The organism is Roseovarius sp. 217 (assembly GCF_000152845.1).
GTDB lineage: Bacteria > Pseudomonadota > Alphaproteobacteria > Rhodobacterales > Rhodobacteraceae > Roseovarius.
The window spans coordinates 2,472,075-2,498,054 of the sequence record NZ_CH902584.1 but is presented as its reverse complement, the minus strand read 5'-3'; the positions used below and the strand labels follow the sequence as shown (position 1 = coordinate 2,498,054).

Below are 25,980 nucleotides of genomic sequence, written 5' to 3'. Positions count from 1 at the left end.
GCCAAACACTCCCGCGATTTCAAGAGACTGCACCGTTGCAAAAGCGCCCGCCCGAGGGGGCGGACCATGCCAGAGGCATGCCTTCAGCATGACCGCTGCGCGGCGGCGCGTGCCGCGCCTTGAATCCGCGCTTTGGGCATTGGGGCGGATGTCCCCGTCAGCCCAAAACCGCCCCCTACATCGTATCCAGACAATGCCGCCGAAACGCCCGCTTGAGCAGATCCAACTCCTCACGCAACAGCGCCATTTCGGCGCGGATGTCATAGCTCAGCACATCCCCCGCTAGGAGCGCAAAACTTTCGAGGACTTCACCGCTCTTCCGGTCGCGGATCACGAATGTCTGAACCCCGTCAGCAATCTTCTCAAGCGGAACCGGCACCCGCACCACCCAGAGCTGCTCGTCCGGCTTGGACGTCACCTCGACGCCCGCCACCGGCTCTTGCTGATGCGTGACCTCGATGTCAGGCGTGAACTCACCCTCGCCCGCCCGCGTCAGCACCCCTTCCCAGACCCCTTCAAAGAGCCGCGTCTTGGTCAGTGTCACCTCGTTCATCGCTGCTTCCCTGTTACAGATCCGCGCGCGGGCGGCGGCTGAAAGTGACATCGCGCAGCACAAGCTGGCTCATCTGCGGATTCTCGAAAATAAGGTCGACCCAGGCCCGCTCCACCCGCTTTTCATTGAGATTGGAATAGGCCAGATCGAACTCGACCATGATTTCCTCGGCATTCAGCGGCAGTTCCCGCACGATCTGTTCGGTATTCGGCCCGTGTTTGATATTCAACCGGGCAAAGATCTCCAGCGGCTTTTCCAGCTCCACAATCGTATCCATCCGCAACAGATGTCGCTTGGTCAGCCCGTTCACCGCCTGCTGCGGGAAATCCAGCACCACCGACAGAAACGATCCGTCAAAGGCAAACACATCCATCCGCAACCCATACGGTGCCAGATCCGCCTCACGGCTGTTGCGCAACTGCCGCAGACACAGCTCCGACCGCGCGCAATCGTGAAACAACGTCACCTCGCGCCCCAGCATCGACTTGGACCGAACCGAGGCCATGCCCGGCACCGGCAATGGTTCGCGCCACAACTCGGGTCGCCACGCCCAATCCGTGCCATGCGGGCGGGAAAAGGAATTCGAGCCGATCATCGGCAGCGCCAGCCGGTTGTCGGCAATCGAAATCACCTCATTGAGCGAGTAAATCAGTTTGCGCGCACGGGCCCGGGCCCGTCGCAATTCGGCCACCCCCATCATCGGGGCATTGCGCGCCGCCTGCCGCCATTTGCGCAGGCTGTGCCGATGTGTCAACACATCCAGTAATTTCATGCAGAGCGCACCCTTGCCAAACTTCGCACGCGAAACAGTGCCGAATTCTATGTCCCGGATCTTTGCATAGCATTAATTCAAAAGAGGAAACAATCCACTCAAAAGGTGAGGGTACTCAGGTCAGGACGCCGCCTTGGGCGCGCTCGCCTGCTCCGGGCTTGCCCCGCGCAGCGCCTCTCCGAGATCGCGCAGCATCTCGCGTCCCGCCGGCCCCGTCACGACACTTCCCGCAGGGCCATAGATCGCGAGCCCCACGAGATGCCCGTTGATCACCATACCAGCCCGCCAATGCACCGGGTCGCCCCCCGGCAGGACCTCTTGGCCACCCTGCATCACCTGCACCAGAGAGATCCCGTCGCGATCCTCGGCACGCCGAACCTCAGCCGGGGCCAAGGCCCGCGCCATTGTCTGCGCGTCCGGCTGCTGCACCGGGCCCGTGCGCGGCAAGACAGAGACCGTCAGTATCGCAGGTTCGACATAGACGCCCGCCGTTCCGGTCAGGCTCTCGCAACTGGCAATCAAGGCAAAACTACCCGATGCGCCACGTCGCAGGCTGGCCCCGTCCACGCAATAGCCGCGCGGCCCCGTCACCACCACCTCAGCGTCGTAGAACGCCACCTTGCTCAACGCTTGGGATTTACCCGCAGGCACGGCGAGACAGCCCGCAAGGGCCATCATCCCCAGCCCGAGCAAGGTCCGGACGGCCAGCGCCCGGACCCGGCCCTGCTCAGAGGTCCATATAGACATGCCGCTCGAACGCCGCACCGGGATGGGTCACAGCGCCCTTGTAGGTCTCGCCCACCAATTGCGCATATTTCCACAACGCCCCGCTGGCATAGATCGTCTCGCGCGGACCGGCCCACGCGGCCTTGCGCGCGGCCAGATCCTCGTCACTCAGATCCACCGACAACTCACCCTTGATCGCGTCAATCGTGATCATGTCACCGGTGGCAATCAGGGCAATCGGCCCACCATGCGCCGCCTCGGGGCCGACATGGCCCACGCAGAAGCCACGCGTCGCGCCCGAGAACCGGCCATCGGTAATCAGCGCCACCTTCTTGCCCATGCCCTGACCGCTGAGCGCCGCCGTGGTCGACAGCATTTCACGCATGCCGGGGCCGCCCGCCGGGCCCTCGTTGCGGATGACGATCACCTCGCCCTCCTTGTAATTGCGCGCCTTGACCGCCTCGAACGCATCCTCTTCGCACTCAAACACCCGCGCCGGGCCGGTAAAGACCTGATGCTCAGGGGCAATCCCCGCGACCTTCACAATCGCACCCGTCGGGGCCAGATTGCCCTTGAGGCCGACAACGCCGCCGGTCTTGGTGATCGGCGTTTCAATCGGATAGATCACCTTGCCATCGGCCACACGCTCGATCAGGTCCAGCTCTTCGCCGATGCTGCGCCCGCTCGCGGTCATGCAATCCTCATGGATCAGCCCCGCCTTGCGCAGTTCCTTCATCACCACCGGGATGCCGCCCGCGTCATAAAGGTCTTTGGCCACATAGGCCCCGCCCGGCTTCAGATCGACGAAATAGGGCGTGTCGCGGAAGATGTCGCAGACATCCTCAAGAAAGAAATCAATCCCCGCCTCATGCGCAATCGCAGGCAGGTGCAGACCAGCATTGGTGCTGCCGCCGGTGCAGGCCACGACCCGCGCCGCATTCTGCAAACTCTTGAGCGTCACCACATCGCGCGCCCGGATGTTCTTTTCCAGGAGCTGCATCACCGCCCGGCCAGAGGCCTCGGCATATTGATCACGGCTCTCATAGGGCGCGGGCATGCCCGAGGAATTCATCAGCGCCAGACCGATCGCCTCAGACACACAGGCCATGGTATTGGCAGTAAATTGCCCACCACAGGCTCCCGCCGACGGGCAGGCCACCCGCTCCAGCATATCGAGCGCCTTGTCGGACATCTCGGCGTTCTGATGCCGCCCCACGGCCTCGAACATATCCTGCACGGTCAGATCGCGACTGCGGAAATCCGCCGGGATTTCCTCGACCTGCGGCGCCTTGCCCGGAAGGATCGACCCGCCATAGATGAACACCGACGGCACATTCAACCGCACCATCGCCATCATCATCCCCGGCAAGCTCTTGTCACAGCCCGCCAGCCCCACCAGCGCGTCATAGCAATGGCCGCGCATCGTCAATTCCACCGTATCGGCAATCGCCTCGCGGCTCGCCAGAGAACTGCGCATGCCCTCATGCCCCATCGCAATGCCGTCCGTCACCGTGATTGTGGTGAACTCGCGCGGGCTGCCATGCGCCTCTTTCACGCCGCCCTTGACGGCCTGCGCCTGACGGTTGAGCGAGATATTGCAGGGGGCCGCCTCGTTCCAGCAGGTCGCCACACCGACCAAGGGCTGATGGATCTCCGCCTCGGTCATGCCCATGGCATAGTAATAGGACCGATGCGGCGCGCGCTCCGGTCCTTCGGTCACATGGCGGCTGGGCAGTTTGGCTTTGTCGAACTTGGTCATGAGGGGCCTCCCGAAATTTGCTGAAATCGGTCTAGGCCAGCGGCGCGGCGGGGGCAAGCCGATTGCAACGCCTGAGCCCTGCCTATAGCTTGCGCGCATGAGATATGACGCCCATGAACTCCTCGTTGGTCCCGCCCGCGCGACGTCCCATCCCGCCCGCCTTCTGGCGGGCATCGCCCTCGGCGTGCCGGTGTTTGTGGCGCTCAGCTTTGGCTATGCGTCGCTGCTGCCCCTGCTCTTTGGCCCCGAAGCATGGGCCCAAATCGCACCGGGCATCGAGGCCGCGAGTAATCCCCAAGGCGTGCTGATCAACCTCTTTGTCTTTGGCCTCCTGATCGTGGCGCTTGGCCTTACCCTGCGCCTCGTCCACCGGCGCGGCATCTGGAGCATCATCGGCCCCCGCACCCTCGCGCTGCATCAATTCAGCCGCGCCATGGGTGTCATGCTGCTCCTCTACGGCGCGCTGCTCTTTTTGCCCATGCCCGAGGGGATGGACCCGGTTGCCAACCTCGCGCCCGGTCATTGGCTGATGCTCTTGCCGCTCGCGCTCTTGGGCCTCTTCATTCAGGTCTTTGCCGAGGAACTGGTGTTTCGCGGCTATCTCCAGACCCAGCTTGCCGCACGCTTCTCCTCGCCCCGGATCTGGATGGTGCTGCCCTCGCTCTGCTTCGCCATGCTGCATTTCGATCCCGTCAGCTTTGGCCCGAATGCCTGGATCGTGGTGGCCTGGGCGGCGGCTTTCGGTCTCGCCGCCGCTGATCTCACGGCCCGCTCAGGTACACTCGGCCCCGCCACAGCCCTGCATTTCATCAATAATTTCAGCGCCATCATGATCGCCGCCCCGCGCGGCCAATTCGACGGTCTGGCGCTCTATGCCTATCCCTTTGGGGTGGACAATATCGACGCCCTCTGGGCGATGATGCCGCTCGATCTCTTGATCCTCGTCTGCGGCTGGCTCGCCATCCGCGTCACCCTGCGCCGCTGATTGCATTTCACCCGCGCCCCGCTTATGTCAGGGCGCAACCGCCACCAGAGGGACCGGACCGAATGAACTGGATCACAAACTACGTGCGCCCCCGGATCAACTCGATCTTCTCGCGCCGCGAAATCCCCGAGAACCTCTGGACCAAATGCGACGAGTGCGGCACCATGCTGTTTCACCGCGAACTCTCGGACAATCTCAACGTCTGCACCAATTGCAGCCACCACATGGGCATCACCCCGCGCGCCCGCTTTGCCGCGCTCTTTGACGGCGGCATCTTCTCCGAGGTGGACGTCCCCGTCCCCACCCCCGACCCTTTGCATTTCCGCGACCAAAAGAAATACCCCGACCGCCTGCGCGCCGCCCAGAAACTGACCGGCGAGAAAGAGGCGATGCTGGTCGCCACCGGCGAAATGGGCCGCACGCCCGTCGTGGCCGCAGCACAGGATTTCAGCTTCATGGCCGGGTCCATGGGCATGTATGTCGGCAATGCCATCATCGCCGCCGCCGAAACAGCCGTGAAGCTCAAGCGCCCCCTCATCCTCTTCTCCGCAGCCGGTGGCGCACGCATGCAGGAGGGTATCCTGAGCCTGATGCAAATGCCCCGCACCACCGTCGCTGTACAGATGCTGAAAGAGGCAGGGCTGCCCTATATCGTCGTGCTCACCCATCCCACCACCGGCGGCGTCACCGCCTCCTATGCGATGCTGGGCGATGTCCAGATTGCCGAACCGGGCGCGCTCATCTGCTTTGCCGGTCCGCGTGTCATCGAACAGACCATCCGCGAAAAACTGCCCGAAGGCTTCCAGCGCGCCGAATACCTGCTCGACCACGGCATGCTCGACCGCGTGACGCCCCGCACCCAGATGCGCGACGAGTTGATCACCATCACCCGCATGCTGATGGGCCTGCCCCCCGCGATCAAGGGCGACCTGCCCGCCCCCGCTGCGGCAGAGCCGGTCAAGGCCGAGGCAAAGCCCAAGGACGCCCCCAAGAAATGACCGCCCCCACATCCGACGCCATCCTTGCCCGGATGATGGCGCTACACCCCAAGATCATCGACCTCACGCTCGATCGCGTCTGGCGTTTGCTGGACGCTTTGGGCAATCCCCAGAACGACTTGCCCCCCGTGATCCATATCGCGGGCACCAATGGCAAAGGCAGCACACAGGCGATGATCCGCGCCGGGCTCGAGGCGGCGGGCAAGACCGTGCACGCCTATACCTCGCCCCACCTTGCACGGTTTCACGAACGCATCCGTCTGGCGGGAAATCTGATTTCAGAGGACCACCTGACCGCCGTCTTGGATGAATGTTACGCCGCCAATGGCAGCGATGCGATCACCTATTTCGAGATCACCACCTGCGCCGCCCTCCTTGCCATGGCCCGCACCCCGGCGGATTACACCTTGCTTGAGGTCGGTCTTGGCGGGCGGCTCGATGCCACCAATGTGGTCGACCAACCGGCGCTCACCATCATCACCCCCATTTCCATCGACCACGAACAATATCTCGGCGACACGCTGGCCAAGATCGCAGGCGAAAAGGCCGGGATCATCAAGCGCCGGGTGCCCTGCGTCGTCGGCCCGCAACCGGACGAGGCTCTGGAGGTGATCGAGGCCATCGCCGCCCGCCACGGCGCGCCGCTCTTGGCGCAGGGTCAACACTGGCACGCCTATTCAGAACGTGGTCGCCTGATCTTTCAGGACGAAACCGGCCTCTTGGACCTCCCCCTGCCCAACCTGCCGGGCGCACATCAGATCGAGAACGCAGGCGCGGCCCTCGCCGCCCTGCGCCACCTGCACATGGGCGATGCCGCCTATGAGGCCGCCGTCACCCACGCCTTCTGGCCCGCGCGCATGCAACGCCTGCACACCGGCCCGCTGATCGAGGCCGCCCCTCATGCCGAGCTTTGGCTCGACGGCGGTCACAACCCCGCCGCGGGTCAAGCGCTCGCGCGGCATCTGGCCACCCTGCCCGCGCGTCCCACGCATCTGATCTGCGGCATGCTGAATACCAAGGACATCGCAGGCTATCTCATGCCCCTCGCCGCCCATGCCGCGTCGCTCACCGCCCTCTCGATCCCCGGCGAGGCCAACACCCTGCCCGCCGAGGTCACAGCCGAGGCTGCCCGCGCGGCAGGCCTGCCCGCACGAACCGCCGAGACTGCGCTCGATGCCGTCACCGCCATCGCCGCCCATAGCCCCGAGGCGCGGATTTTGATCTGCGGTTCGCTCTATCTCGCGGGCGGCATTCTGCGCGAAAACGGCTGAGCCGCCCAAAGCGCAGGACCACACGATCTTTGCGTACAAAACCCGCGTACAACGCGTACAGGGTGTACGCTGTCGCCCTCATGGTCGAATCCCACGAAAAATCTGCGGTTTTAAAGACTTTTCAAGGTTTTTGCGAATCACCCCATATTGACGGAATTGCGATAATCAGACTATATATTGATCCATAAACTCCGGCACCCGTGCCCGCCGGACCTAAAAATTCAAAGGGGAAGCGCCGTGTTCAACCACGTCACAGGCCATCAATCGGCCGAATTTTCCCCGATCACCCTTTCAAACTTCACGACTATATCATTGATTTATTTGGGGTATTAGAATGTTGCGTGCCACCCTGATCGCGGCAGGATTTTTTGCCATCACCCTTGCGCTGATCCTTGTTCAACCCGGCAAACCACGCCCATCGGTGGACGCCCTTCCGCTGACCGATACCTATGTCACCCGCGCCGCACCGGACCTCTCAACAGTAAACGCCCCGGCCCGTCAGCCAGAGCCAGAGGTTACCAGCGCGCCCCTTGCCGAGCAGCCAGTCCAACCCACCAAATGGGCACCGGCTGTCGTCGCCTCCGCACCGGCCGTGACAACACTTGACTCGATGGTGCTTGGCGCGCTGCAACAGAGCCAATCCGAGACCTATATCGACGCCCTCGTGAATGACGCCGCCCAAAAGGGCCGGGTCGAGGTGCCACAAGGGCTTGTCACAGCCGAAGGGCGCGTCGATACAGCACTTCTTCTCAGCGCCCTGTCCCAACCGGCCCGCCCCCGCGTGCCCAGCACCTATACCGTCGCCACCGGCGACAGCCTTGCCTCGATCGCCTATCGCTTTTACGGCGACCTCGCGAAACAATCCGATATTTTCGCCGCCAATAGCGACAGCATGCAGCCCTCCGAGCGGCTGCGCGTCGGTCAGGTGCTTAACCTTCCAACGCCCTGATTTTTCAGGGCAAACCCGTTACGATGGCAGGAGTGATTGAGGGGCCGAACCAGCGGCCCCCTTTCATTTTCAATGGCACAAATTATCCACGCCCATCCTTGGGCGAGCCCATCACCACATAGGATGTGATCGCATTGACCTGCGGCAGCGTGCCGAGAACATCAGTGTGAAACCGCTTGTAGGCCACCAGATCAGGCACTTCGACCCGCAAGAGATACTCCACCGCGCCGGTGATATTATGGCATTCCACCACCTCCGGCGCGCGGCTCATCGCCTGCTCAAAGGCCACCCGACTGGCCTTGGTGTGGCTGTTCAGCCCGACCGTGATATAGGCCAGAAACCCAATGCCAAGCGCGCCACGATTCAGCACCGCGCGATAGCCTGCGATCACGCCCCGCCGCTCCAGATCCTGCACCCGTCGCAGGCACGCGGACGGTGACAGTCCCACCCGTTCGGCCAACTCCAGATTGCTGATCCGCCCATCGCGGCTTAACTCTTGCAATATACGTTCACTGATCTTGTCCATGAGCGAATTATATTGCAGAGAATGTGCACAATCACAACAAAACACAATTCCACACCACGAAAAATCGCATAGAATTGTGCCATGACACTCGAATTGCTCACCGCCCTCGCCACGTTTTGCTTTGTCACGGTCATGACTCCGGGACCGAACAACCTCATGCTCATGGCCTCGGGGACGAACTTCGGTTTTGCCCGCTCCATCCCCCATATGCTGGGGATCGGCCTTGGGTTTCCCCTAATGGTAGCATGTGTGGGCCTCGGCGTGATGCAGGTCTTCGACCTATGGCCGCTCAGCTACACCCTGCTCAAGATCGGCTCCGTCACCTATCTCCTCTATCTCGCGTGGAAAATCGCCCACGCCGCCCCACCCCGCGACGCCGAAACCTCCGGTAAGCCATTGACTTTCCTACAGTCTGCGGCATTCCAATGGGTCAATCCAAAGGCATGGAGCATGGCGCTCTCTGCCATCACCCTCTATGCCACCGGGCGCGATCTGGCCTCGGTTCTCTGGGTCTCTGGCGTATATGTTGTGGTCTCATCCGTCAGCACCACAAGCTGGACCCTGCTCGGCCAACAACTCCGCCGCCTGCTCAAGAACCAAACCCGCCTGCGTGTCTTCAACTGGCTCATGGCTGCCCTCTTGGTCGCGACACTGATCCCTGTGCTATGGCCCGCATGACGCTGACCTTGCTGCATACCGCAGAGGCCCACCGCGCCACTTTTGACGCGCTGCGCGATGGCATCGCACCGGATGTGACGCTTCATCATATCCTGCGCCCGGATTTCCTGAGCCGTGCCCAAGAGGCCATGACAGAGGATTTGATCTCTGAAATCAAAAAAGAAATTCATAAACACCCCACCCCTGTTCTTTGCACCTGCACCACGATCGGTCCCATAGCCGAGTCCGCAGGCGCGCTGCGGATCGACGCACCAATGATGCAGGTGGCGGCGGACTCCGGTGGCCCGGTGCTCATGGTCTATTGCCTCGACAGCACCCGAGCGCCCAGCCTCGCCCTCCTCACCCGCGCCCTGCACTGCACCGCCAATCCGCACCCCATACACGCCCTCCCTCTCTTGTCTCTCTGGCCGCTTTTCGCCGCAGACAACCACGATGATTTCGCCCGCGCCATCGCCAGAGAAACCCGGATCTATATCGCGCAACATCCTGATATCACAGCAATCGTTCTGGCTCAGGTTTCGATGGCTGGGGCGGCCCGGTATCTCACCGACCTCGCACAGCCAGTGCTGACCTCACCAGAGCCGGCCCTACGCGCCGCCCTCGCCCGGTTGTGATTGCAAATCACCCCTCTTCCAGCCATATAACCCCACGGCAACCGTGGAGACATGACAGCAATGACCAACTACCTCGACTTTGAAAAGCCGCTGGCCGAGATTGAAGGCAAGGCCGAGGAACTGCGCGCACTTGCCCGCGGCAATGCCGAAATGAACGTCGATGCCGAGGCTGCAGCTCTTGATGCCAAGGCCGCCGAGATGCTGCATGACCTCTATAGAACGCTGACCCCGTGGCGGAAATGTCAGGTGGCGCGTCACCCCGACCGCCCGCATTGCCGCGACTATATCGAGGCGTTGTTTTCCGATTATACCCCGCTCGCCGGGGACCGCGTCTTTGGCGAAGATCATGCCGTCATGGGCGGGCTTGCGCGGCTGAAGGACCGCCCCGTGATGGTCATAGGCCATGAAAAAGGCAACGATACCAAGAGCCGGATCGCCCGCAACTTTGGCATGGCCCGCCCCGAGGGCTATCGCAAGGCCGTGCGCCTCATGCAGATGGCCGACCGTTTCGGCCTGCCGGTGATCACGCTGGTGGACACGCCCGGTGCCTATCCCGGCAAGGGCGCCGAAGAGCGGGGGCAAAGCGAGGCGATTGCCCGCTCCACCGAGACCTGTCTTGCCATCGGCGTGCCGCTGGTGTCGGTCATCATCGGCGAAGGTGGATCAGGCGGGGCTGTGGCCTTTGCCTCGGCCAACCGCGTGGCCATGCTGGAGCATTCGGTGTATTCCGTGATCTCACCCGAAGGCTGCGCCTCGATCCTGTGGAAGGATGCCGAAAAGATGCGCGAAGCCGCCGAAGCGCTGCGCCTCACGGCACAGGATCTGACCCGGCTTGGCGTCGCGGACCGCGTCATTGACGAACCCTTGGGAGGGGCGCACCGCGATTCCGCCCGCACCATCGCTGCCGTGGGTAAGACGATTGAGGCAATGCTGTCAGAACTTGCGAAAAAAGATCGCGCCGCCCTTATCAAGGATCGGCGCGAGAAATTTCTGCGGATGGGAACCAAGGGGCTCGCGGCCTGAGCCGCGAGCGCTGATACTTCGCCTCAGGCCGCGTCGCGCCGGTTCGCCTTGAGCCGCGCGTTCACTGTCTCGACGATTCCCGAGAACTCAGCCGACTCGATGCCTTGCTGCTCGGCGATGAGTTTCACCAGCATATCGACCCGCTCGATCCGATCCGCCCCGCCTTCAATCGCGCGTGCAGCCGAGGACGGTTTGAGCAAGCCATTGGCCGCGTTTGCATATTTGGCAAAAGGCACGGCGTCGTCCGCATCCGCCCCAAGACGGCGCACCACATCATCGACGGTGCTGTAGATCTTCTCGGACAAGGCCACATCGCCATGCACCGCCTCTTTGATCGGGCGCGCACCTTCCGGCAGAACACAGCGGTAATTGCCCGTGAGCAGCATGCTCCACTTGGCAAAGGGCACATAGATCGAGTCGAAGACCCGCAGTTTGACCGGCACGTCCTTGCCATCGACCGTCACCGCGTCAATCGCGGCCTCAAGGTCACGCAGAATGCGATTATGAGCCTCATCCTCGAAAATCGCGGCCTTGAAATTGGTCGGCAGCCCGACATGCAGCGTATTCGCGCCATCCTCGGCCACGCGGTAGGCCTGCGGATCGGGGCTGCACAGGGTCACGGTGCCGGGCTTGAACGCCGCCCAGGCCCGCGGACAGGTATAGGCCGCCTCAAGTTTCGAGGTATCCAGTCCCGGAACCCGGCGCAAATAGGGCAGCGGCGGCATGTTCATAATCGACAGGCACGGCGTGCCCGCCGCCGCGATCCGACCCAAGAGGTCGACGATATTGTCGGCGCAGTATTGCGGCTCTGACATGGCAAGCGCCACCATGTCATACTCGGCGGGGTTCACATCCTCGGGTGTCAGCGCGTTGAGCGTGCCGGGCAGGTCATGCGACCGGAACGAGCGATGCTCTGCTTCGTCACGCAGCTTGATGCGCACGTCGGTGCCCTCGGCATTGATCAGATCGGCGGTGGACTGACGGCAGACCAACGTCACATCCTGCCCGGCCATCAGCAACTTGGTGCCAAGCAGAGAGCCATAAGAGGCCCCGAGGATTACGATACGATAAGCCATGTCCGTCCTTTCGATAGAATCTTGCTACTGTGATTGATCCCTCGACTATATAGAACCCCGCCGATTTCACTACGAAATTAATGTCAATGTGTGTATGGTAAACATTACAAATCTAATTTCTGTAATGTTGTAAGGATTCCCATGGCAAAGACGCTCATTGGCCCCCGGCTCCGTCAGTTGAGACGCGACCGGGGCCAGACTCAGGCCGATATGGCCCGGATGCTGAATGTCAGCCCCTCCTACATCAACCTGCTCGAAAACAATCAGCGCAGCTTGTCGGTGCAGATGCTGATGTCACTGGCGGATGCCTATGCCGTCGATTGGCGCGACCTGACCCGCGACGAGACCGCGCGCCGGGTGGCGGATCTGCGCCTTGCGGTGCGCGACCCGGTCTTTGCCTCAGACCGCCCCGATCTTCAGGAATTGCGCGGCGCGGTGGATCACGCGCCACGCGTCGTCGATCTCTTTCTCGAATTGCACGGCGCATATCGCACTGCACTGGAAAAGATCCTGAGCCTTGCCGGCGACAACGCCGCCGATGAATTGCTGCGCAGCTCGCCCGAGACCGTCATCCACAATTTCTTTCGCGACCACGGCAACCATTTCCCAGAGCTCGAGCACGCCTCAGAAAGCGCACGCGAGGGAGAGTTCACCTCGCCCGAAGACCGCTATTTCGATCTGCGCGAGCGGCTTCGGACGCGGCATGGCATCACCGTGCGAGTCCGGCGGATCGGGGATCTGGGCGATGCGCTGCGGTATTATGACGAGGCCACCGGGGTGGTGCATCTGTCTCAGGCGCTCGACACCTCCAACCGCGCCTTTCAACTCGCCCATGTTCTCTGCCTCGTTGCCTATCCTGACGTGCTGTCGGGGATCGTCAACCGCAGCGGGCTCGATTCACAACACGCTCTGGCCCGGCTGCGGGTGGAACTTGCCAATTACTTCGCCGCCGCCTTTCTCATGCCCTATGACGCCTTCCTGCGCGAAGCAGAGGCGGCCGCCTATGACATCGACCGGATCGCTGCGGTGTTCAGCACCTCGTTCGAACAGGTCTGCCAGCGCCTGACCACCTTGCAGCGCGAGGGCGCGCGCGGCGTGCCGTTCTTCTTTCTGCGCATCGACAAGGCCGGGAATGTCACCAAACGTTTCAATTCCACCTCATTTCACCTTGCGGAATATGGCGGCTCCTGTCCGGTCTGGAACATTCACACGGCTTTTTACCAACCCGGCGTGATGATGCCGCAATTTGTCGAAATGCCCGATGGCGCGCGCTATTTCACCGTCAGCCGCACGGTGCATCGCCCGGTGTTCAGTGAGGAAACGCAGGACCGCCGCCTGACTCTTGCCCTTGGGTGCGAGGCGAAATACGCGCAGCGCCTGCGCTATGCCTCGAGCTACAATTTCGACGATCCCAAACTTTATGCACCCATCGGCCTCAACTGCAACCTCTGCCCGCGCCAGGCCTGTTCGCAGCGCGCGCATCAGCCCTTGTTGATGGAACTGCCGATTGACGAGAACCGGCGCGGCAGCACCCGCTATGAAAGCTGAAAGGGGGGCCGATTGGCCCCCCTTCCCATTTTACTCGACAGTTTCTTATTCCGCCGGCTTGGCCCGCCGCGGACGCAGATACTTGAACGCGGGCATCAGGATCAGGATGATCGCCACGATCATGATCGGCGCCGAAATCGGCCGGTTAAAGAAGATCGCCGGATCACCCGAGGACAGAAGCAACGATTGGCGCAGCGTCGGCTCGGCAATCGGACCCAGCACGATGGCCAGAACCGCAGGCGCCACCGGATAGTCGAACTTGCGCAGGAAGAACGCGCCAAAGCCAAAGATCAGCAGCAGCCAGATGTCGAACATATCCTGCATCGCCGCATAGCCACCGACAACCGAGAGCACAAAGATCAGCGGTGCCAGCACGGTAAAGGGCATGCGCAGCATCCAGATAAACAGCGGGATGAAGGCAAGGTTCACGATCACGGCAAAGAAGTTGGAGACATAGAACGATCCAATCAGACCCCAGACGAAATCCGACTGTTCCACAAAGAGGCGCGGACCGGGCGTCAGACCCCAGATCACCATACCACCTAGCAGAATGGCGGTGGTGGGAGAGCCGGGAATGCCCAAGGTCAGCATCGGCAGCATGGACCCGGTGGAAGCAGAGTTGTTCGCCGCTTCCGGGGCCGCCACGCCTCCGACATGTCCCTTGCCGAAATCATCTGGACGCTTCGAGATCATCTTGGTCACGCCATAGGACATGAGCGAGGCCGGTGTCGCCCCCGCCGCCGGAAGCACGCCAACGAAGAAGCCAAGGAAGGAGCCGATGGACATGCCCTTCCAACCCTTTTTGAACGTCGTGCCGGTGTCCTCAAAGATGCCCTTTACCGAAATCTTTGCCTCGGTATTGGTCACTTCGCCCCGTGTCGATTCAATCGTCCAGATCATCTCGCCGATGCCATAGACACCGATGGCGAGAACAAGAAAGCTGATGCCCCCAAGAAATCCGTTCATTTCGAACAGAACCAGTCGCGGTGCGCCGGAAATCTGGTCAAACCCGACCGTGGCCAGAACGAGACCAAAACAGATGGAGAACACCGTCTTGGCGATATCGTCACCGCCAAGGCCCACAAAGGTTGCAAAGGCCAGAAGCATCAGCGCAAAGATTTCAGGCGGACCAAAGCTGAGGGCCACCGTCGCCAAAAGCGGAGCAAAGCCGGTGAAGAGCACGACCGACACCGTTCCCCCGACGAACGAGGCAATCGCTGCCGCCACCAGGGCAAGTCGCGCCTTGCCCTGCAGCGCCAGTGGTCGCCCGTCAAAGGTGGTGGCGACCGCCGTCGATGCCCCGGGAATACCCAAGGTGATCGACGAAATAGCCCCCCCATACATGGCACCATAGTAGATGGCGGCCAAAAAGATGATCGCTGATCCCGGCGGGACAAGGAAGGTGATCGGCAAGAGGATTGCCACACCGTTCACCGATCCCAGACCCGGCATTGCGCCGATAAAGAGCCCGAGAGTCACGCCGACAAAGATGAGCAATAGGTTAAGAGGTTGCACTGCGACAAGTATGCCGTCGCCAAGTAGAGATAGAATTTCCATTTGTTGGGTCGCCCTTTTGTCAGCTAGGCCGTGACCGGCTCAGTAGATGATTTCGTAGAGGACATTGAACACCGGCTCGGTGAATCCCATGCCGGTCGGCATCGAGATTTGCATCAGCCCTTCAAAGAAGAAGAACAGCCCAAGCGGGAACAGCAGCACCATCATACTGGTCAGAAACCAGCCGTGGCGTCCGAGAACCTTGAGATAGTACAGCATGAAGATGGCCACCGCGCCATACATCGACACGATGTCGATCAGCGCCACAAAGCCAATGATACCACCCCCTACGAGCAACAGCGTCTTGAGCCCATAAGAGTCGAGCACCGGTTCATCCGACTGGGACTGCGGAGACGTGCCCCGCACCCAGTTCAGGGCGATAAAGCCGGTTGAGATCAGCATGCCCAGCGATAGCCAGAATGGCCAGAAGCCGCCCTGTGGTCCGGTCTTGGCAACAAAGCCAATCCCGTTCGCCGATGCCTTGTACATCAGGTAGATGGATAGGAGGGCCAGCACGCCCGCCGTCACTATTTCGCCAACCCGCATGGCTAGCCCTCCTTGTTGTGAGTTAAGTTTTCAGATCACTTCATGCCAGCAAGAAGCTTGGTGTGGTTCTCGACCTGCAACTGCCAGTAGGCGCGCTGCTCTTCCGGGTTCATCCACAGCGGAGACAGAGACTCTGCCTCCAGATAGCCCTGCCATTCTTCAGAGTTGAAGATGTCCTCAAAGAGCTTCTGGTAATAGGCTGCTGCCTCATCCGACATGCCCGGCGCACCAACAACGGCCCGCTGATTGTAATAGCTGAAATCGTGGCCCTTTTCCTTGAGCGTCGGAATGTCCGGATAGGCACTCATCTGCTCGTCAGAGAAGACCAGAAGCGGCCGCACGTCGCCCGACTGGAAGAAGCCACGTGCTTCTGCCGGGTTGTTCACTGTCGCCATGATCTGCTTGCCGGCCAGAGCCGCCGCAACCGCGCCGCCGCCGTCAAATGGGATGTATTTCGACTTCAGGTCGAAGGCGTTGTTCAGGTAGGCAAACACGATGCTGTCTTCCTGACCGGTGCCGGTGCCGCCGGTGGTATACTCACCATCCGCCGCTTTGACCGTCTCGACCCACTGCTCAAAAGTCTCGATTCCGCTGTCCTTCTGAACCCAGAGCGCGAAGGGGTCGACACCCATCATTGCAATCGGGGTAAAGTTCTGGATGTCGATGCCCAGATCGGGCTGACGGATCGGTGTCGAGAAGAACGAGTTGAGCGTCACCAGAATGGTGTGATCCGGATCGCTTGCCGTATTCAGCCAGATCAGCGCTTCTGCACCAGAGCCACCACCCTTATTGTTGGGGATGAGCGGACGGCTGGTCATGTCCTTTTTCTCAGCCACCGACTGAATAAAGCGTGCGATCTGGTCGGCGCCGCCACCCGGACCCGCCATGATGACAAAGTCGATCGGCTTGCGCGGCTGCCACTCTGCCATTGCCGCCGGAGCAGTGAGCCCCAACGCGGCGATGCCAAATGCTAAAGTTTTCAGAATATTCATGTCTTCCTCCCATTAATGGCCGCTATCCGGCCAGATGCAGTAAGGTTCTGATGCGCCCTCGGCCCTCCTCGGCCTTTTCTTGGTGCTCATCCAAACCAGTCTTGAGTTTGCTGTCGTCCTCCTGTCCCTGTCCACAAATTTCCGATACTTTTGCTCAACGCCTCAATGCACCATGACCACCGGAATTGTGGCTTCGGCCACGATGGTCGCGGAATTGCCGCCAAGCAGCGACTCCCGCTCGTAACTTTCGTGATAGGCCCCCATGATCAGCATGTTTGCCCCCACTTCGGCGCATTTTTCCAAGAGCGTGCGCCCCACATTGCCGCTGCGCTCGAACCCATGAATTTGCGACGTGATGCCCCGCTGGGCCAGATAATGCCGAAATTCTTCGGGTGTCGCGGTGTGGTCGATTCGCCCTGCCGTCAGGATCGTCACCTGATCCGCACCCTCGATCAGCGGCATCGCCAGGGCCACCGCACGCGATGCCTCGAGCGAGCCATTCCAGCCGATCGCCACATGGCTGCCGATATCGGCCGCAACCTGATCGGTGTCCGGACAGACCAGAACCGGACGTCCCGAAGAAAAGAGCGCCGATTTCAACGTGTTGTATCCTAGGTTCTCGTCCTGATTGGGCTTGGCCACGCAGATCAGATCGGCAAGTCGCCCATAGTGACGCACCACCTCTACCTGCTTGCCCTCATATTCCCGGAATGCCGCCGTGGGCTTGCCAACCGCGCGCGGTTCAACACTGATCCCGTGACGCGCGGCATCGGCAACAAACTTGTCGCGCAGATAGTTCTGTTCGTAATCGGCGCGCTTGAGACTCGCCTCTTCCAGCTGCTTGCGCAAGAACGACGGGATCACCACGCCATAAGGCATCATATCCTCGGCCTTGGGGTGGCAATGCACCACCCGCACATGCGCATTAAAGCGTTTTGCGAGGGCTGCAGCATGCGCAAACAGGACCGGTCCCCGACCGTCTCCGCGAACCGGCATCATGATGGTGTGAAGTGTGCTCTGGCGCATGATCAAAAGAACTCGTTGGGAACGCCTGCGGCGTTGATGGAAAGGAACCGCGCCTGAGGCCCGTGGCCCGAAAGCGGCGCGATCACGAGAGCGCAGCGGATCAGCATGCCGGACCTGCGCCCGATGGGCCGCCCGCGTTCTGGCTCTGCCCTGCTGTAGTGGCGTGGTCGTTTTCCAAGCCTGTCATGTTGCGCTCCCTTTGCTATGGTTTCGAGATCAGCTTCCCAGTGTCGCCCCCGGCGCAAGATCAACAGAGGCGGCCCATTCGCTCGCAGGCACTTTTGCCCCACCCTTGGGACGCACCCGCTTGATCAGGATCCGTCCGCCCACACATTGCACGGCCACGCCGGCATCGGACACCTCGCGCACGCGGCCCGAAATACCGTCCCCCGGCACAAGCGCGCAGTCATAGACATCGACCTCGGCCCCGTTCAGCGTGGTCCAGGCCCCCGGCGCCGGATTGGTGCCGCGAATGAGGTCATAGACCTGCTTCACCGGGCGATGCCATTCGATGCGCGAATGGGTGCGCGTGCAGCGCCGCTCATAGGTGGCCTCGTCCTCGTCCGGAACGATGCGCGGTGGATTGCCCTTGCGATAGAGATCACAGACCGTCAGCACGCTCTCCACGGCGCTCGGATAGATCTTCTTGAAATAGAGGTCGATCACCGTGTCATCCGGGCCGATCTCACAGTCCCACTGCAACAGGCTGTCGCCCTCGTCCAAGCCATCCGACGGGTAGAACCACGAATAGCCAGACTTGGTGGACCCCATGATGATCGGCCAGTTGACCGCCGAGGGTCCGCGATGCAGCGGCAACAAGGACGGGTGAAAGCAGATTGAACCATGGGTCGGCGTATCGCGCGCGGCCTCGGGCACGAACACATTGACAAAGGCCATCACCATCAGATCGGCCTGATGCCCCGCCAGAACCTCGAGCGAGGCGGGATCATCGAAATTGGCAGGCTGGTGGACCGGCAGGCCCTTTTCCAGCGCGAGTTCCTTGACCGGATCGACGGGCTTTCCGTCACGATCAGGCTCGCAATAAACCGCAACAACTTCGTCTGTCCCGGTGTCGAGCAGCTTGGCCAGCACATCTTTGCCAAAGGCCTGTTGCCCCATTACTATAAGTCGCATTCGATCCTCCCGTTGTGCGGGTGGCCGGTCTGCGCCGGCCTTGCCGTCACCCATTCATTATTCGGCAGCTTGTTTCGCACTTCCGACGGCACCAGAGTCCATGATCCGGGCCAAGTCTTCGCCATCATATCCCAGCACATCGCGCAGGATCTCTTGGGTGTGTTCCCCCAAAAGCGGCGAGCGCGTCACCTCAACCGAACTGTCCGATAGCTTGATCGGACAACCCACTGTCGTGTAGCGGCCCCGCGTCGGGTGATCGACGTCGACGATGGTCCCGGTCTTGCGCAGGCCTTCGTCTTCCATGATCTCCTTGGTGGACAGGATCGGACCGACCGGAATGTCATGCGGATTACAGATGTCCATCACCTCGAACTTGGTCTTGGTCATGGTCCATTCTTCGATCCGCGCAAAAATCGCGTCGAGCTTGTCCAACCGGTCGGCCGGGGTGCCATAGCCAGGCGCGGTCTTCCAATCCGGCTCGCCAATGACGTCGCACACCTTCTCCCAGACAGCCGCCTGCGTGATGAAATACGTGTAGGCGTTGGGATCGGTCTCCCAGCCCTTGCATTTCAGGATACGGCCGGGCTGACCGCCACCGGAGTCATTGCCCGCGCGCGGCGTCGCATCGCCAAACGGAATGCCTGCGCCATACTGTGAATATTCGGTCAGCGGCCCCACCTGCAAACGCTGCTGATCGCGCAGCTTGACGCGGCAGAGGTTGATCACCCCGTCCTGCATCGGTGCCAATACCTTTTGCCCCCGGCCCGAACGCTCGCGCTGATAGAGCGCGGTCACAATACCCAAAGCCAGATGCAGACCCGTGCCGCTGTCGCCAATCTGCGCGCCCGTCACAAGCGGCGGACCATCAAGGAACCCGGTGGTCGAGGCAGCTCCGCCCGCGCATTGCGCGACGTTCTCATAGACCTTGCAATCCTCGTATTTGCCGGGGCCAAACCCCTTGACTGAGGCCATGATGATGCGCGGATTGATTTCCTGAATCCGCTCCCAGCTAAAGCCCATCCGGTCCAGAGCACCGGGCGCGAAATTCTCGACCAGCACGTCGCAGGTCTCAACAAGGCGCGTCAGCACCTCCTTGCCCGCGTCGGTCTTGGGGTTGAGCTCGATCGAGCGCTTGTTGTGGTTCAGCATGGTGAAATAGAGGCTGTCCGCGCCGGGCACGTCCACCAGTTGCTTGCGCGTTGCGTCACCGACACCGGGACGCTCCACCTTGATCACATCTGCACCGAACCACGCCAAGAGTTGCGTGCAGGTCGGTCCCGATTGCACATGGGTGAAGTCGAGGATCTTGACGCCTTCAAGAGCTTTCATAGGGTTCTCCATCTTCTGAGCTGCGTGGGCTGGTCGCCCACGCCCCAGTTTCGTTCTGTGTTCAGTCTTTGCGCGCTTGCGGATAGAGGCGTTGCGCCACCACCGATTGCGGGTTCAGGTTGCCGATATTGCCGCTTTCCTTGCCCGCTGCCGGGTCAATGATCGCGTTGATCAACGTGGGTTTGCCACTGTCGAGCGCCTCATAAACCGCCTTGCGCAGCTCATCCGGCGAGCGGGCGATGACACCCACCCCGCCAAATGCCTCGATCATCATGTCATAGCGCGAGCCTTTGACAAAAACCGTGGTTGCCGGATCGTCACCGCCGCCCCAGTTCTCACCATCGCCGCGATAAATGCCGTCATTGTTGAACACGACCGTGCAAATCGGCAGGTTGTAGCGGCAGACCGTCTCGATCTCCATCCCGCAGAAGCCAAAGGCGCTGTCGCCCTCAACCGCCAGCACCCGCTTGCCGGTCTCGATGGCCGCCGCGATGGCCGAACCCATGCCGATCCCCATCACACCCCAGGTGCCCACGTCGATCCGGTGACGCGGCTTGTGGATATTGACGATCGAGCGGCACATATCGAGCGTGTTGGCGCCCTCGTTTACGAGGATCGTGTCGGGATTGTCGTTGATCGCATCTTTGATCACCCCGAGCGCGCCGTGATAATCCATCGGGTCGTTGTTGTTGCGCAGCCGCGCATCCATCTTTTCCATATTGGCCGTGGCCTTGGAATTCACCGCATCCAGCCACTCTTTCGGCGGGGCGATCCCGGCCCCGTCCATGGCCTTGAGGAGAGCCTCACAGCAAGACCCAACGTCACCCACAATGGGGGCCGCGATCTCGACGTTGGAATCCATCTCCTCGGCCTCGATATCCATCTGGACAAAGCGCTTTGCCCCCGGCTCGCCCCACTGCTTGCCCTTGCCGTGGCTGAGCAACCAGTTGATCCGTGCGCCCATCATGATGACCACATCAGAATCTTTGAGGACCATCGACCGCGCGGCCGCGGCACATTGCGGATGGGTGTCGGGCAACAAACCCTTGGCCATCGACATCGGCAGGAACGGATAGCCGGATTTCTCCACCAATTCGCGGATCAGGTCATCACATTGGTCATAGGCAGCACCCTTGCCCAGCACGATCAGCGGACGCTTTGCGCCCTTCATGACCTCAATGGCGCGATCAATCGCCGACTGGGCCGGGATCTGACGCTGCGCAGGCTCGATCACCTTGACCAGCGAGCGTGCGCCCTCTGCCGCATCCATCACCTGCCCCAGCATCGCGCCGGGAATATCAAGATAGACGCCACCGGGCCGCCCCGAAATCGCCGAGCGGATGGCCCGCGCCACCGCAATGCCGATATCCTGCGCATAGGTCAGACGGTAGGACGCCTTGCAAAACGGCCGCGCCATGGCCAATTGGTCCATTTCCTCGTAATCGCCCTGGGCAAGGTCCACGATCTCCCGCTCGGACGAGCCGGAAATCAGGATCATCGGCCAGCAATTCGTGGTCGCATTCGCAAGCGCGGTGAGACCATTCATGAAACCGGGGGCCGAAACCGTCATGCACACACCCGGCATCTTGGTCAGAAACCCCGCGACCGAGGCCGCATAACCCGCATGCTGCTCGTGCCGGAACGAAATCACCCGCATGCCTTGGCCCTGCGCATAGCGCCCCAGATCCGTGATCGGAATGCCGGGCACGTTGTAAATCGTCTCGATCCCGTTGAGTTTGAGCGCATCAATCAGAAGGTGAAAACCGTCTGTGAGGCTATTGATATCCACCTCTGACCCCGTGTTGGCCGATGCGTGTGCGCTGGCGAGTGCCATGTAGTTCCTCCCGTTTCAATTCTGCCTCGCCCCGCGATCTCAGCGGTGACAGGCGTGATAGCTAGGCCGTGTTCAAAGCTGCGTTGCGGGTCAGTTCCAGCCTGCCCCATGTTTTGCGAATATGCTGATGCAGTTGCATCGTGTGCTCGCGCACCCGCTCGGCGGCCTCATCGGCATCGCGGCGCTCCAACGCCTCGATGATTTCCGCATGATCGACGACCGACCGCTTGACGCGATCCCCCTCCCACATCGACCGCAGACGCACCGCCTGAATATGCAGAAACAATCCCTCCGCCATGCTCTTGAGCAATGCACAATGGGATATCTCCAGAATATGCAGGTGGAACTTCAGGTTATCGTCCGAGTATTCTGCAATCCGCGTCGCTGACAGCTCGTCATTGTATTTCGAGGCGATCTTGCGCAGCATCGCGATTTCTATGTCGGTTGCCGCAGTCGCCGCCAGGCGCGCTGCCATACTCTCCAAAGCCGCCCAAGCGATGATCATCTCCAGGATCTCTTCCAGGCTCTTGCGCTGGACATAGACCCCCTTGCGCGGAACCACCGTCACCAATCCATCCGCCTCGAGCCGGGCAATCGCATCGCGAAGCGGCGTGCGCGAGATGTTCAACTGCTCGGCCAGCGAGCGTTCATCGAGCCGCAGATCGGCATTTTGATCATAGATGTCCATTTCCAAGATCGCTTCTCGCAGACGGTCGTAGACATGGTCCTTGAGCGTGAATTTTGACGCGATCGGGCGTAGCTTCATCTTATCCCTCCAATGCGCCCGTGCCCTTCGGCGGCCATGCTCACTTCTGTGGTATACCATAGACCAGCATATCAGGTCGGGCAAATCGTTTTTTGAAAATTCGTCGCCGCAGGTGCATCATACGCCTACCAAACCCCTGCCGATAGCGTTGTTTCTCCTGCACAATTCGCACAGCCGGCGGGCGTTAGGCGCAGATCGGAGGGATAGAACCATAAGTAATAATAAGTTATTGTTATAATTTACTTTATTCAAGAAATACACAAGCTACCAGAGAAAATGATCTCCCGCGAATCACATCCATCTTGTTGCGGTGCAGCATTCTCACTCCCCTCCGGAACCTGAGTCGCGCCACTTAATACGCAGCCCTGACTCCGCTCGCGAAAATGCCGGGTTGCTGGGTAAAATCAACTGTGGTATTTGGAATACCACAAGAATGAACACCACATTTAGTGGACCAAAACAGAGGGGCCGACCATGCTTATCCGTGCCGCCGACAGCGCGCTCGTGATCATCGACATGCAAGAGCGGCTCGTTCCTGCGATGCAGGCCCCCGCCCGGACGATTCGCAACGCCCGCACCCTAATGGCCTGCGCTCAGGAACTGGGTGTGCCGGTGATGATGACAGAACAGTATCCCACTGGCTTGGGCAAAACCGTGCCGGACCTGAAACCGGGACCGGGCACCACCGTGCTCAGCAAAATGCATTTCTCTTGCATGGAAGACGCCGATTTCGCGGCGCATTTCCGGGGCTTGGGGCGCAAACAGGCCGTGCTCGCCGGGATGGAGGCACATGTCTGCGTGCTGCAAACCGCCGCCAGCCTGATCGAAGAGGGGTACGAGGTCTTTGTCGTCTCCGACGCCACCGCGTCCCGCACCCTCGAGAGCGAAAAGGCCTGCATCGCCCGGCTCAGCGCTGCGGGCGCGGGGATCGCCACCACGGAAATGGTGGTGTTCGAATGGCTTGGCCGGGCCGGAACCCCGGCTTTCAAGAAACTGTTGCCACTGATCAAATGACGACCCAGGTCGTTTTACCCAAGGGAGGAAGAGCGTGAACATCCACGAATATCAGGCAAAGGCCCTGTTGCGCAGTTACGGCGCACCGGTCAGCGAAGGCCGCGTCGTTTTGCGCGGTGAAGAGGCCAAGACCGCCGCAGGCGCGCTCGATGGCCCCGTATGGGTGGTCAAGGCCCAGATCCACGCCGGTGGGCGCGGCAAGGGCAAATTCAAAGAGGCGGGCGCCGGGGAAAAAGGCGGCGTTCGCATCGCGAAATCGGTCAACGAAGCCGCCGAAGAGGCGAAGCGTATGCTCGGCCGCACCCTCGTCACGCATCAAACCGGTCCGGCGGGCAAGCAGGTCAACCGTATCTATATCGAAGACGGCTCCAGCATCGCACGCGAGCTTTACCTCGCCCTGCTGATCGACCGCCAGACCAGCCGAATCAGCTTTGTCTGCTCGACCGAAGGCGGCATGGACATCGAGGAGGTGGCCGCCGAAACGCCCGAGAAGATCCTCAGTTTCGCCGTCGATCCCGCCACCGGCTATATGCCGTTCCACGGTCGGCGCATCGCCTTTGCCTTGGGATTGACCGGCGGTCAGATCAAACAATGCGTGTCGCTGATGGGCATCCTCTACCGCGCCTTTGTCGAAAAAGACATGGAGATGCTCGAGATCAACCCGCTCATTGTCACCACCAGTGGCGATCTGATGGTCCTCGATGCCAAGCTCGGCTTTGACGGCAACGCAGTCTACCGCCACCCTGACATCGCAGAGCTGCGCGACACCTCGGAAGAAGACCCCAAGGAACTGGAAGCGTCGAAATACGACCTCAACTACATCGCCCTCGACGGCGAGATTGGCTGCATGGTCAATGGCGCGGGGTTGGCGATGGCCACCATGGACATCATCAAGCTCTACGGCGCCGAGCCTGCCAATTTCCTCGACGTGGGCGGCGGGGCGACCAAGGAAAAGGTCACCGAGGCCTTCAAGATCATCACCTCTGACCCGCAGGTCAAAGGCATCCTCGTCAACATCTTCGGCGGCATCATGCGCTGCGATGTGATCGCCGAGGGCGTGGTGGCGGCCGTCAAGGAAGTCGGCCTCAAGGTGCCGCTCGTCGTCCGTCTCGAAGGCACCAACGTCGAAAAGGGCAAGGAGATCATCAACACCTCCGGCCTCGACGTCATCGCCGCCGACGACCTCAAGGACGGTGCGCAAAAGATCGTCAAGGCCGTCAAAGGGTGAGCGCCGGTCCGGGGCCTTTGCCCCGGCAAACGCTCCGGTGGAGCGTTTGAGGCGCGAACGGGCGGAGCCCCGGATCATCCGACCATACCATAACGCGGCCCCGCCGCAGAACTCAGGAGCCAAACAAAATGGCAGTCCTCGTCGACAAACATACCCGCGTGATCTGTCAGGGCCTTACCGGCTCGCAGGGCACATTTCACTCCGAACAGGCCATCGCTTACGGCACCCAGATGGTCGGCGGCGTCACCCCCGGCAAGGGCGGCACGACGCATCTCGACCTGCCGGTCTTCAACTCGGTGCATGAGGCCAAACATGTGACAGAGGCCAATGCCTCTGTCATCTACGTCCCCCCCCCCTTCGCCGCCGATTCGATCCTCGAGGCGATTGATGCCGAGATGGAGCTGATCGTCTGCATCACCGAAGGCATCCCGGTCCTCGACATGATGCGCGTCAAGCGGGCGCTGGAAGGCAGCAAATCGCGCCTCATCGGCCCGAACTGCCCCGGCATCATCACGCCCGACGCCTGCAAGATCGGCATCATGCCCGGGCCATATCCACCGGCGCGGCTCGGTCGGCGTGGTCAGCCGCTCCGGCACGCTGACCTATGAGGCGGTCAAGCAGACCTCCGACGTCGGTCTGGGTCAATCGACCTGCGTGGGCATCGGCGGCGACCCGATCAAGGGCACCGAACATATCGACGTGCTGGAATGGTTCCTCGCGGATGACGAGACGCAGTCGATCATCATGATCGGCGAAATCGGCGGAAGCGCGGAAGAAGAGGCAGCGCAGTTCCTCAAGGATGAGGCCAAACGCGGGCGCAAGAAACCCGTCGCAGGCTTCATCGCTGGCCGCACCGCCCCGCCGGGCCGCCGCATGGGCCACGCCGGCGCCATCGTCGCGGGCGGCAAAGGCGACGCCGAGAGCAAGATCGAAGCCATGAAATCCGCCGGCATCACCGTCGCCGAGAGCCCCGCTGGCCTCGGCGAGGCCGTGCTCACGGCGATTGGCCAGTAAATCCGACCTCTGCCATGACATGCGGAGGCGTTGACTCAATTTAGGCTGTGGTATACCAAGAACCA

At 61.2% G+C, this 25,980-nt stretch carries 24 protein-coding genes and 1 pseudogene; 11 read left to right on the top strand and 14 right to left on the bottom strand.

All coding sequences use genetic code 11. The features are described 5' to 3' along the window. Window positions 1–175: 175 nt before the first annotated feature. The 4 genes from ROS217_RS11905 to ilvD all read right to left on the bottom strand — a co-directional run bounded on the left by ROS217_RS11905 (window position 176) and on the right by ilvD (window position 3,810). Window positions 176–553: a hypothetical protein gene (locus ROS217_RS11905; RefSeq protein ID WP_009818001.1), complete on the bottom strand. Its 378-nt coding sequence runs from the start codon at window positions 551–553 to the stop codon at window positions 176–178. 13 nt (window positions 554–566) lie between these two features. Further along, window positions 567–1,325, bottom strand: a complete 759-nt coding sequence (locus ROS217_RS11900; protein ID WP_009818000.1) for a DUF6478 family protein — start codon at window positions 1,323–1,325, stop codon at window positions 567–569. A 120-nt stretch (window positions 1,326–1,445) separates the two neighbouring features. After that, entirely contained in the window at window positions 1,446–2,072 is a 627-nt protein-coding gene (locus ROS217_RS11895; RefSeq protein WP_009817999.1) for a hypothetical protein, read from the bottom strand. Continuing rightward, complete coding sequence (ilvD, locus tag ROS217_RS11890) at window positions 2,053–3,810, bottom strand: dihydroxy-acid dehydratase (protein WP_009817998.1); 1,758 nt, start codon at window positions 3,808–3,810, stop codon at window positions 2,053–2,055. Before ilvD ends, ROS217_RS11895 begins: the two co-directional genes overlap by 20 nt. 97 nt (window positions 3,811–3,907) lie before the next feature. Between ilvD and ROS217_RS11885 the strand changes: the two genes are divergently transcribed. From ROS217_RS11885 to ROS217_RS11870, 4 genes are all read left to right on the top strand, one after another. Beyond that, a complete protein-coding gene (locus ROS217_RS11885; RefSeq protein ID WP_009817997.1) occupies window positions 3,908–4,795 on the top strand; it encodes a CPBP family intramembrane glutamic endopeptidase in 888 nt (295 codons plus the stop codon). A gap of 62 nt (window positions 4,796–4,857) precedes the next feature. Continuing rightward, the gene (accD, locus tag ROS217_RS11880) at window positions 4,858–5,793 is read left to right on the top strand and encodes an acetyl-CoA carboxylase, carboxyltransferase subunit beta (protein WP_009817996.1); all 936 of its coding nucleotides are present in this window, start codon (window positions 4,858–4,860) and stop codon (window positions 5,791–5,793) included. Then, a complete protein-coding gene (locus ROS217_RS11875) occupies window positions 5,790–7,064 on the top strand; it encodes a bifunctional folylpolyglutamate synthase/dihydrofolate synthase (protein ID WP_009817995.1) in 1,275 nt (424 codons plus the stop codon). The genes accD and ROS217_RS11875 overlap by 4 nt, the downstream gene beginning before the upstream one ends. 334 nt (window positions 7,065–7,398) lie before the next feature. Then, window positions 7,399–8,013 (top strand): LysM peptidoglycan-binding domain-containing protein, encoded by a 615-nt coding sequence (locus tag ROS217_RS11870; RefSeq protein ID WP_009817994.1) that lies wholly within the window; start codon window positions 7,399–7,401, stop codon window positions 8,011–8,013. 82 nt (window positions 8,014–8,095) lie between these two features. Here the strand turns inward: ROS217_RS11870 and ROS217_RS11865 are convergent, their stop codons facing one another. Further along, the gene (locus tag ROS217_RS11865; protein ID WP_009817993.1) at window positions 8,096–8,539 is read right to left on the bottom strand and encodes an Lrp/AsnC family transcriptional regulator; all 444 of its coding nucleotides are present in this window, start codon (window positions 8,537–8,539) and stop codon (window positions 8,096–8,098) included. Between the two features lie 81 nt (window positions 8,540–8,620). On the opposite strand from ROS217_RS11865, the gene ROS217_RS11860 reads away from it, so the two are divergent. Genes ROS217_RS11860 through ROS217_RS11850 form a run of 3 tightly spaced genes read left to right on the top strand, consistent with a single transcriptional unit; the run spans window position 8,621 to window position 10,854 of the window. Further along, window positions 8,621–9,217 (top strand): LysE family translocator, encoded by a 597-nt coding sequence (locus ROS217_RS11860; RefSeq protein ID WP_009817992.1) that lies wholly within the window; start codon window positions 8,621–8,623, stop codon window positions 9,215–9,217. Then, window positions 9,205–9,831 (top strand): hypothetical protein, encoded by a 627-nt coding sequence (locus tag ROS217_RS11855; RefSeq protein ID WP_009817991.1) that lies wholly within the window; start codon window positions 9,205–9,207, stop codon window positions 9,829–9,831. The genes ROS217_RS11860 and ROS217_RS11855 overlap by 13 nt, the downstream gene beginning before the upstream one ends. 60 nt (window positions 9,832–9,891) lie before the next feature. Further along, window positions 9,892–10,854 carry an acetyl-CoA carboxylase carboxyltransferase subunit alpha gene (locus ROS217_RS11850; protein ID WP_040650559.1) on the top strand — a complete coding sequence of 321 codons (963 nt, stop codon included), beginning with the start codon at window positions 9,892–9,894 and terminating at the stop codon, window positions 10,852–10,854. Between the two features lie 23 nt (window positions 10,855–10,877). Here the strand turns inward: ROS217_RS11850 and ROS217_RS11845 are convergent, their stop codons facing one another. Next, window positions 10,878–11,930, bottom strand: a complete 1,053-nt coding sequence (locus ROS217_RS11845; RefSeq protein ID WP_009817989.1) for a ketopantoate reductase family protein — start codon at window positions 11,928–11,930, stop codon at window positions 10,878–10,880. Window positions 11,931–12,071: 141 nt separating this feature from the next. Between ROS217_RS11845 and ROS217_RS11840 the strand changes: the two genes are divergently transcribed. Next, window positions 12,072–13,478 (top strand): helix-turn-helix domain-containing protein, encoded by a 1,407-nt coding sequence (locus ROS217_RS11840; RefSeq protein WP_009817988.1) that lies wholly within the window; start codon window positions 12,072–12,074, stop codon window positions 13,476–13,478. Window positions 13,479–13,523: 45 nt separating this feature from the next. Here the strand turns inward: ROS217_RS11840 and ROS217_RS11835 are convergent, their stop codons facing one another. From ROS217_RS11835 to ROS217_RS11800, 8 genes are all read right to left on the bottom strand, one after another. Further along, on the bottom strand, window positions 13,524–15,035 hold the full coding sequence (locus ROS217_RS11835) for a tripartite tricarboxylate transporter permease (RefSeq protein ID WP_040650558.1): 1,512 nt from the start codon (window positions 15,033–15,035) through the stop codon (window positions 13,524–13,526). Window positions 15,036–15,074: 39 nt separating this feature from the next. Beyond that, the gene (locus ROS217_RS11830) at window positions 15,075–15,578 is read right to left on the bottom strand and encodes a tripartite tricarboxylate transporter TctB family protein (RefSeq protein ID WP_009817986.1); all 504 of its coding nucleotides are present in this window, start codon (window positions 15,576–15,578) and stop codon (window positions 15,075–15,077) included. A 35-nt stretch (window positions 15,579–15,613) separates the two neighbouring features. Then, window positions 15,614–16,570: a Bug family tripartite tricarboxylate transporter substrate binding protein gene (locus ROS217_RS11825; RefSeq protein ID WP_009817985.1), complete on the bottom strand. Its 957-nt coding sequence runs from the start codon at window positions 16,568–16,570 to the stop codon at window positions 15,614–15,616. A 162-nt stretch (window positions 16,571–16,732) separates the two neighbouring features. Then, entirely contained in the window at window positions 16,733–17,596 is an 864-nt protein-coding gene (locus ROS217_RS11820; protein ID WP_009817984.1) for a universal stress protein, read from the bottom strand. Between the two features lie 216 nt (window positions 17,597–17,812). Continuing rightward, the gene (locus tag ROS217_RS11815; protein ID WP_254656418.1) at window positions 17,813–18,730 is read right to left on the bottom strand and encodes a methionyl-tRNA formyltransferase; all 918 of its coding nucleotides are present in this window, start codon (window positions 18,728–18,730) and stop codon (window positions 17,813–17,815) included. A gap of 57 nt (window positions 18,731–18,787) precedes the next feature. Further along, window positions 18,788–20,059 (bottom strand): formyl-CoA transferase, encoded by a 1,272-nt coding sequence (gene frc, locus ROS217_RS11810; RefSeq protein WP_009817982.1) that lies wholly within the window; start codon window positions 20,057–20,059, stop codon window positions 18,788–18,790. Between the two features lie 61 nt (window positions 20,060–20,120). Continuing rightward, the gene (gene oxc / locus ROS217_RS11805) at window positions 20,121–21,893 is read right to left on the bottom strand and encodes an oxalyl-CoA decarboxylase (RefSeq protein ID WP_009817981.1); all 1,773 of its coding nucleotides are present in this window, start codon (window positions 21,891–21,893) and stop codon (window positions 20,121–20,123) included. Window positions 21,894–21,954: 61 nt separating this feature from the next. Further along, entirely contained in the window at window positions 21,955–22,659 is a 705-nt protein-coding gene (locus ROS217_RS11800) for a GntR family transcriptional regulator (RefSeq protein ID WP_009817980.1), read from the bottom strand. Window positions 22,660–23,133: 474 nt separating this feature from the next. Here ROS217_RS11800 and ROS217_RS11795 point away from each other — a divergent pair, with 474 nt between their 5' ends. The 3 genes and pseudogenes from ROS217_RS11795 (at window position 23,134) to sucD (ending at window position 25,915) form a co-directional block, all read left to right on the top strand. Further along, the gene (locus ROS217_RS11795) at window positions 23,134–23,673 is read left to right on the top strand and encodes a hydrolase (RefSeq protein WP_009817979.1); all 540 of its coding nucleotides are present in this window, start codon (window positions 23,134–23,136) and stop codon (window positions 23,671–23,673) included. A 34-nt stretch (window positions 23,674–23,707) separates the two neighbouring features. Beyond that, the gene (gene sucC / locus ROS217_RS11790) at window positions 23,708–24,901 is read left to right on the top strand and encodes an ADP-forming succinate--CoA ligase subunit beta (protein ID WP_009817978.1); all 1,194 of its coding nucleotides are present in this window, start codon (window positions 23,708–23,710) and stop codon (window positions 24,899–24,901) included. A gap of 128 nt (window positions 24,902–25,029) precedes the next feature. After that, window positions 25,030–25,915 (top strand): annotated as a pseudogene (gene sucD / locus ROS217_RS11785) (succinate--CoA ligase subunit alpha). Window positions 25,916–25,980: the final 65 nt, after the last annotated feature.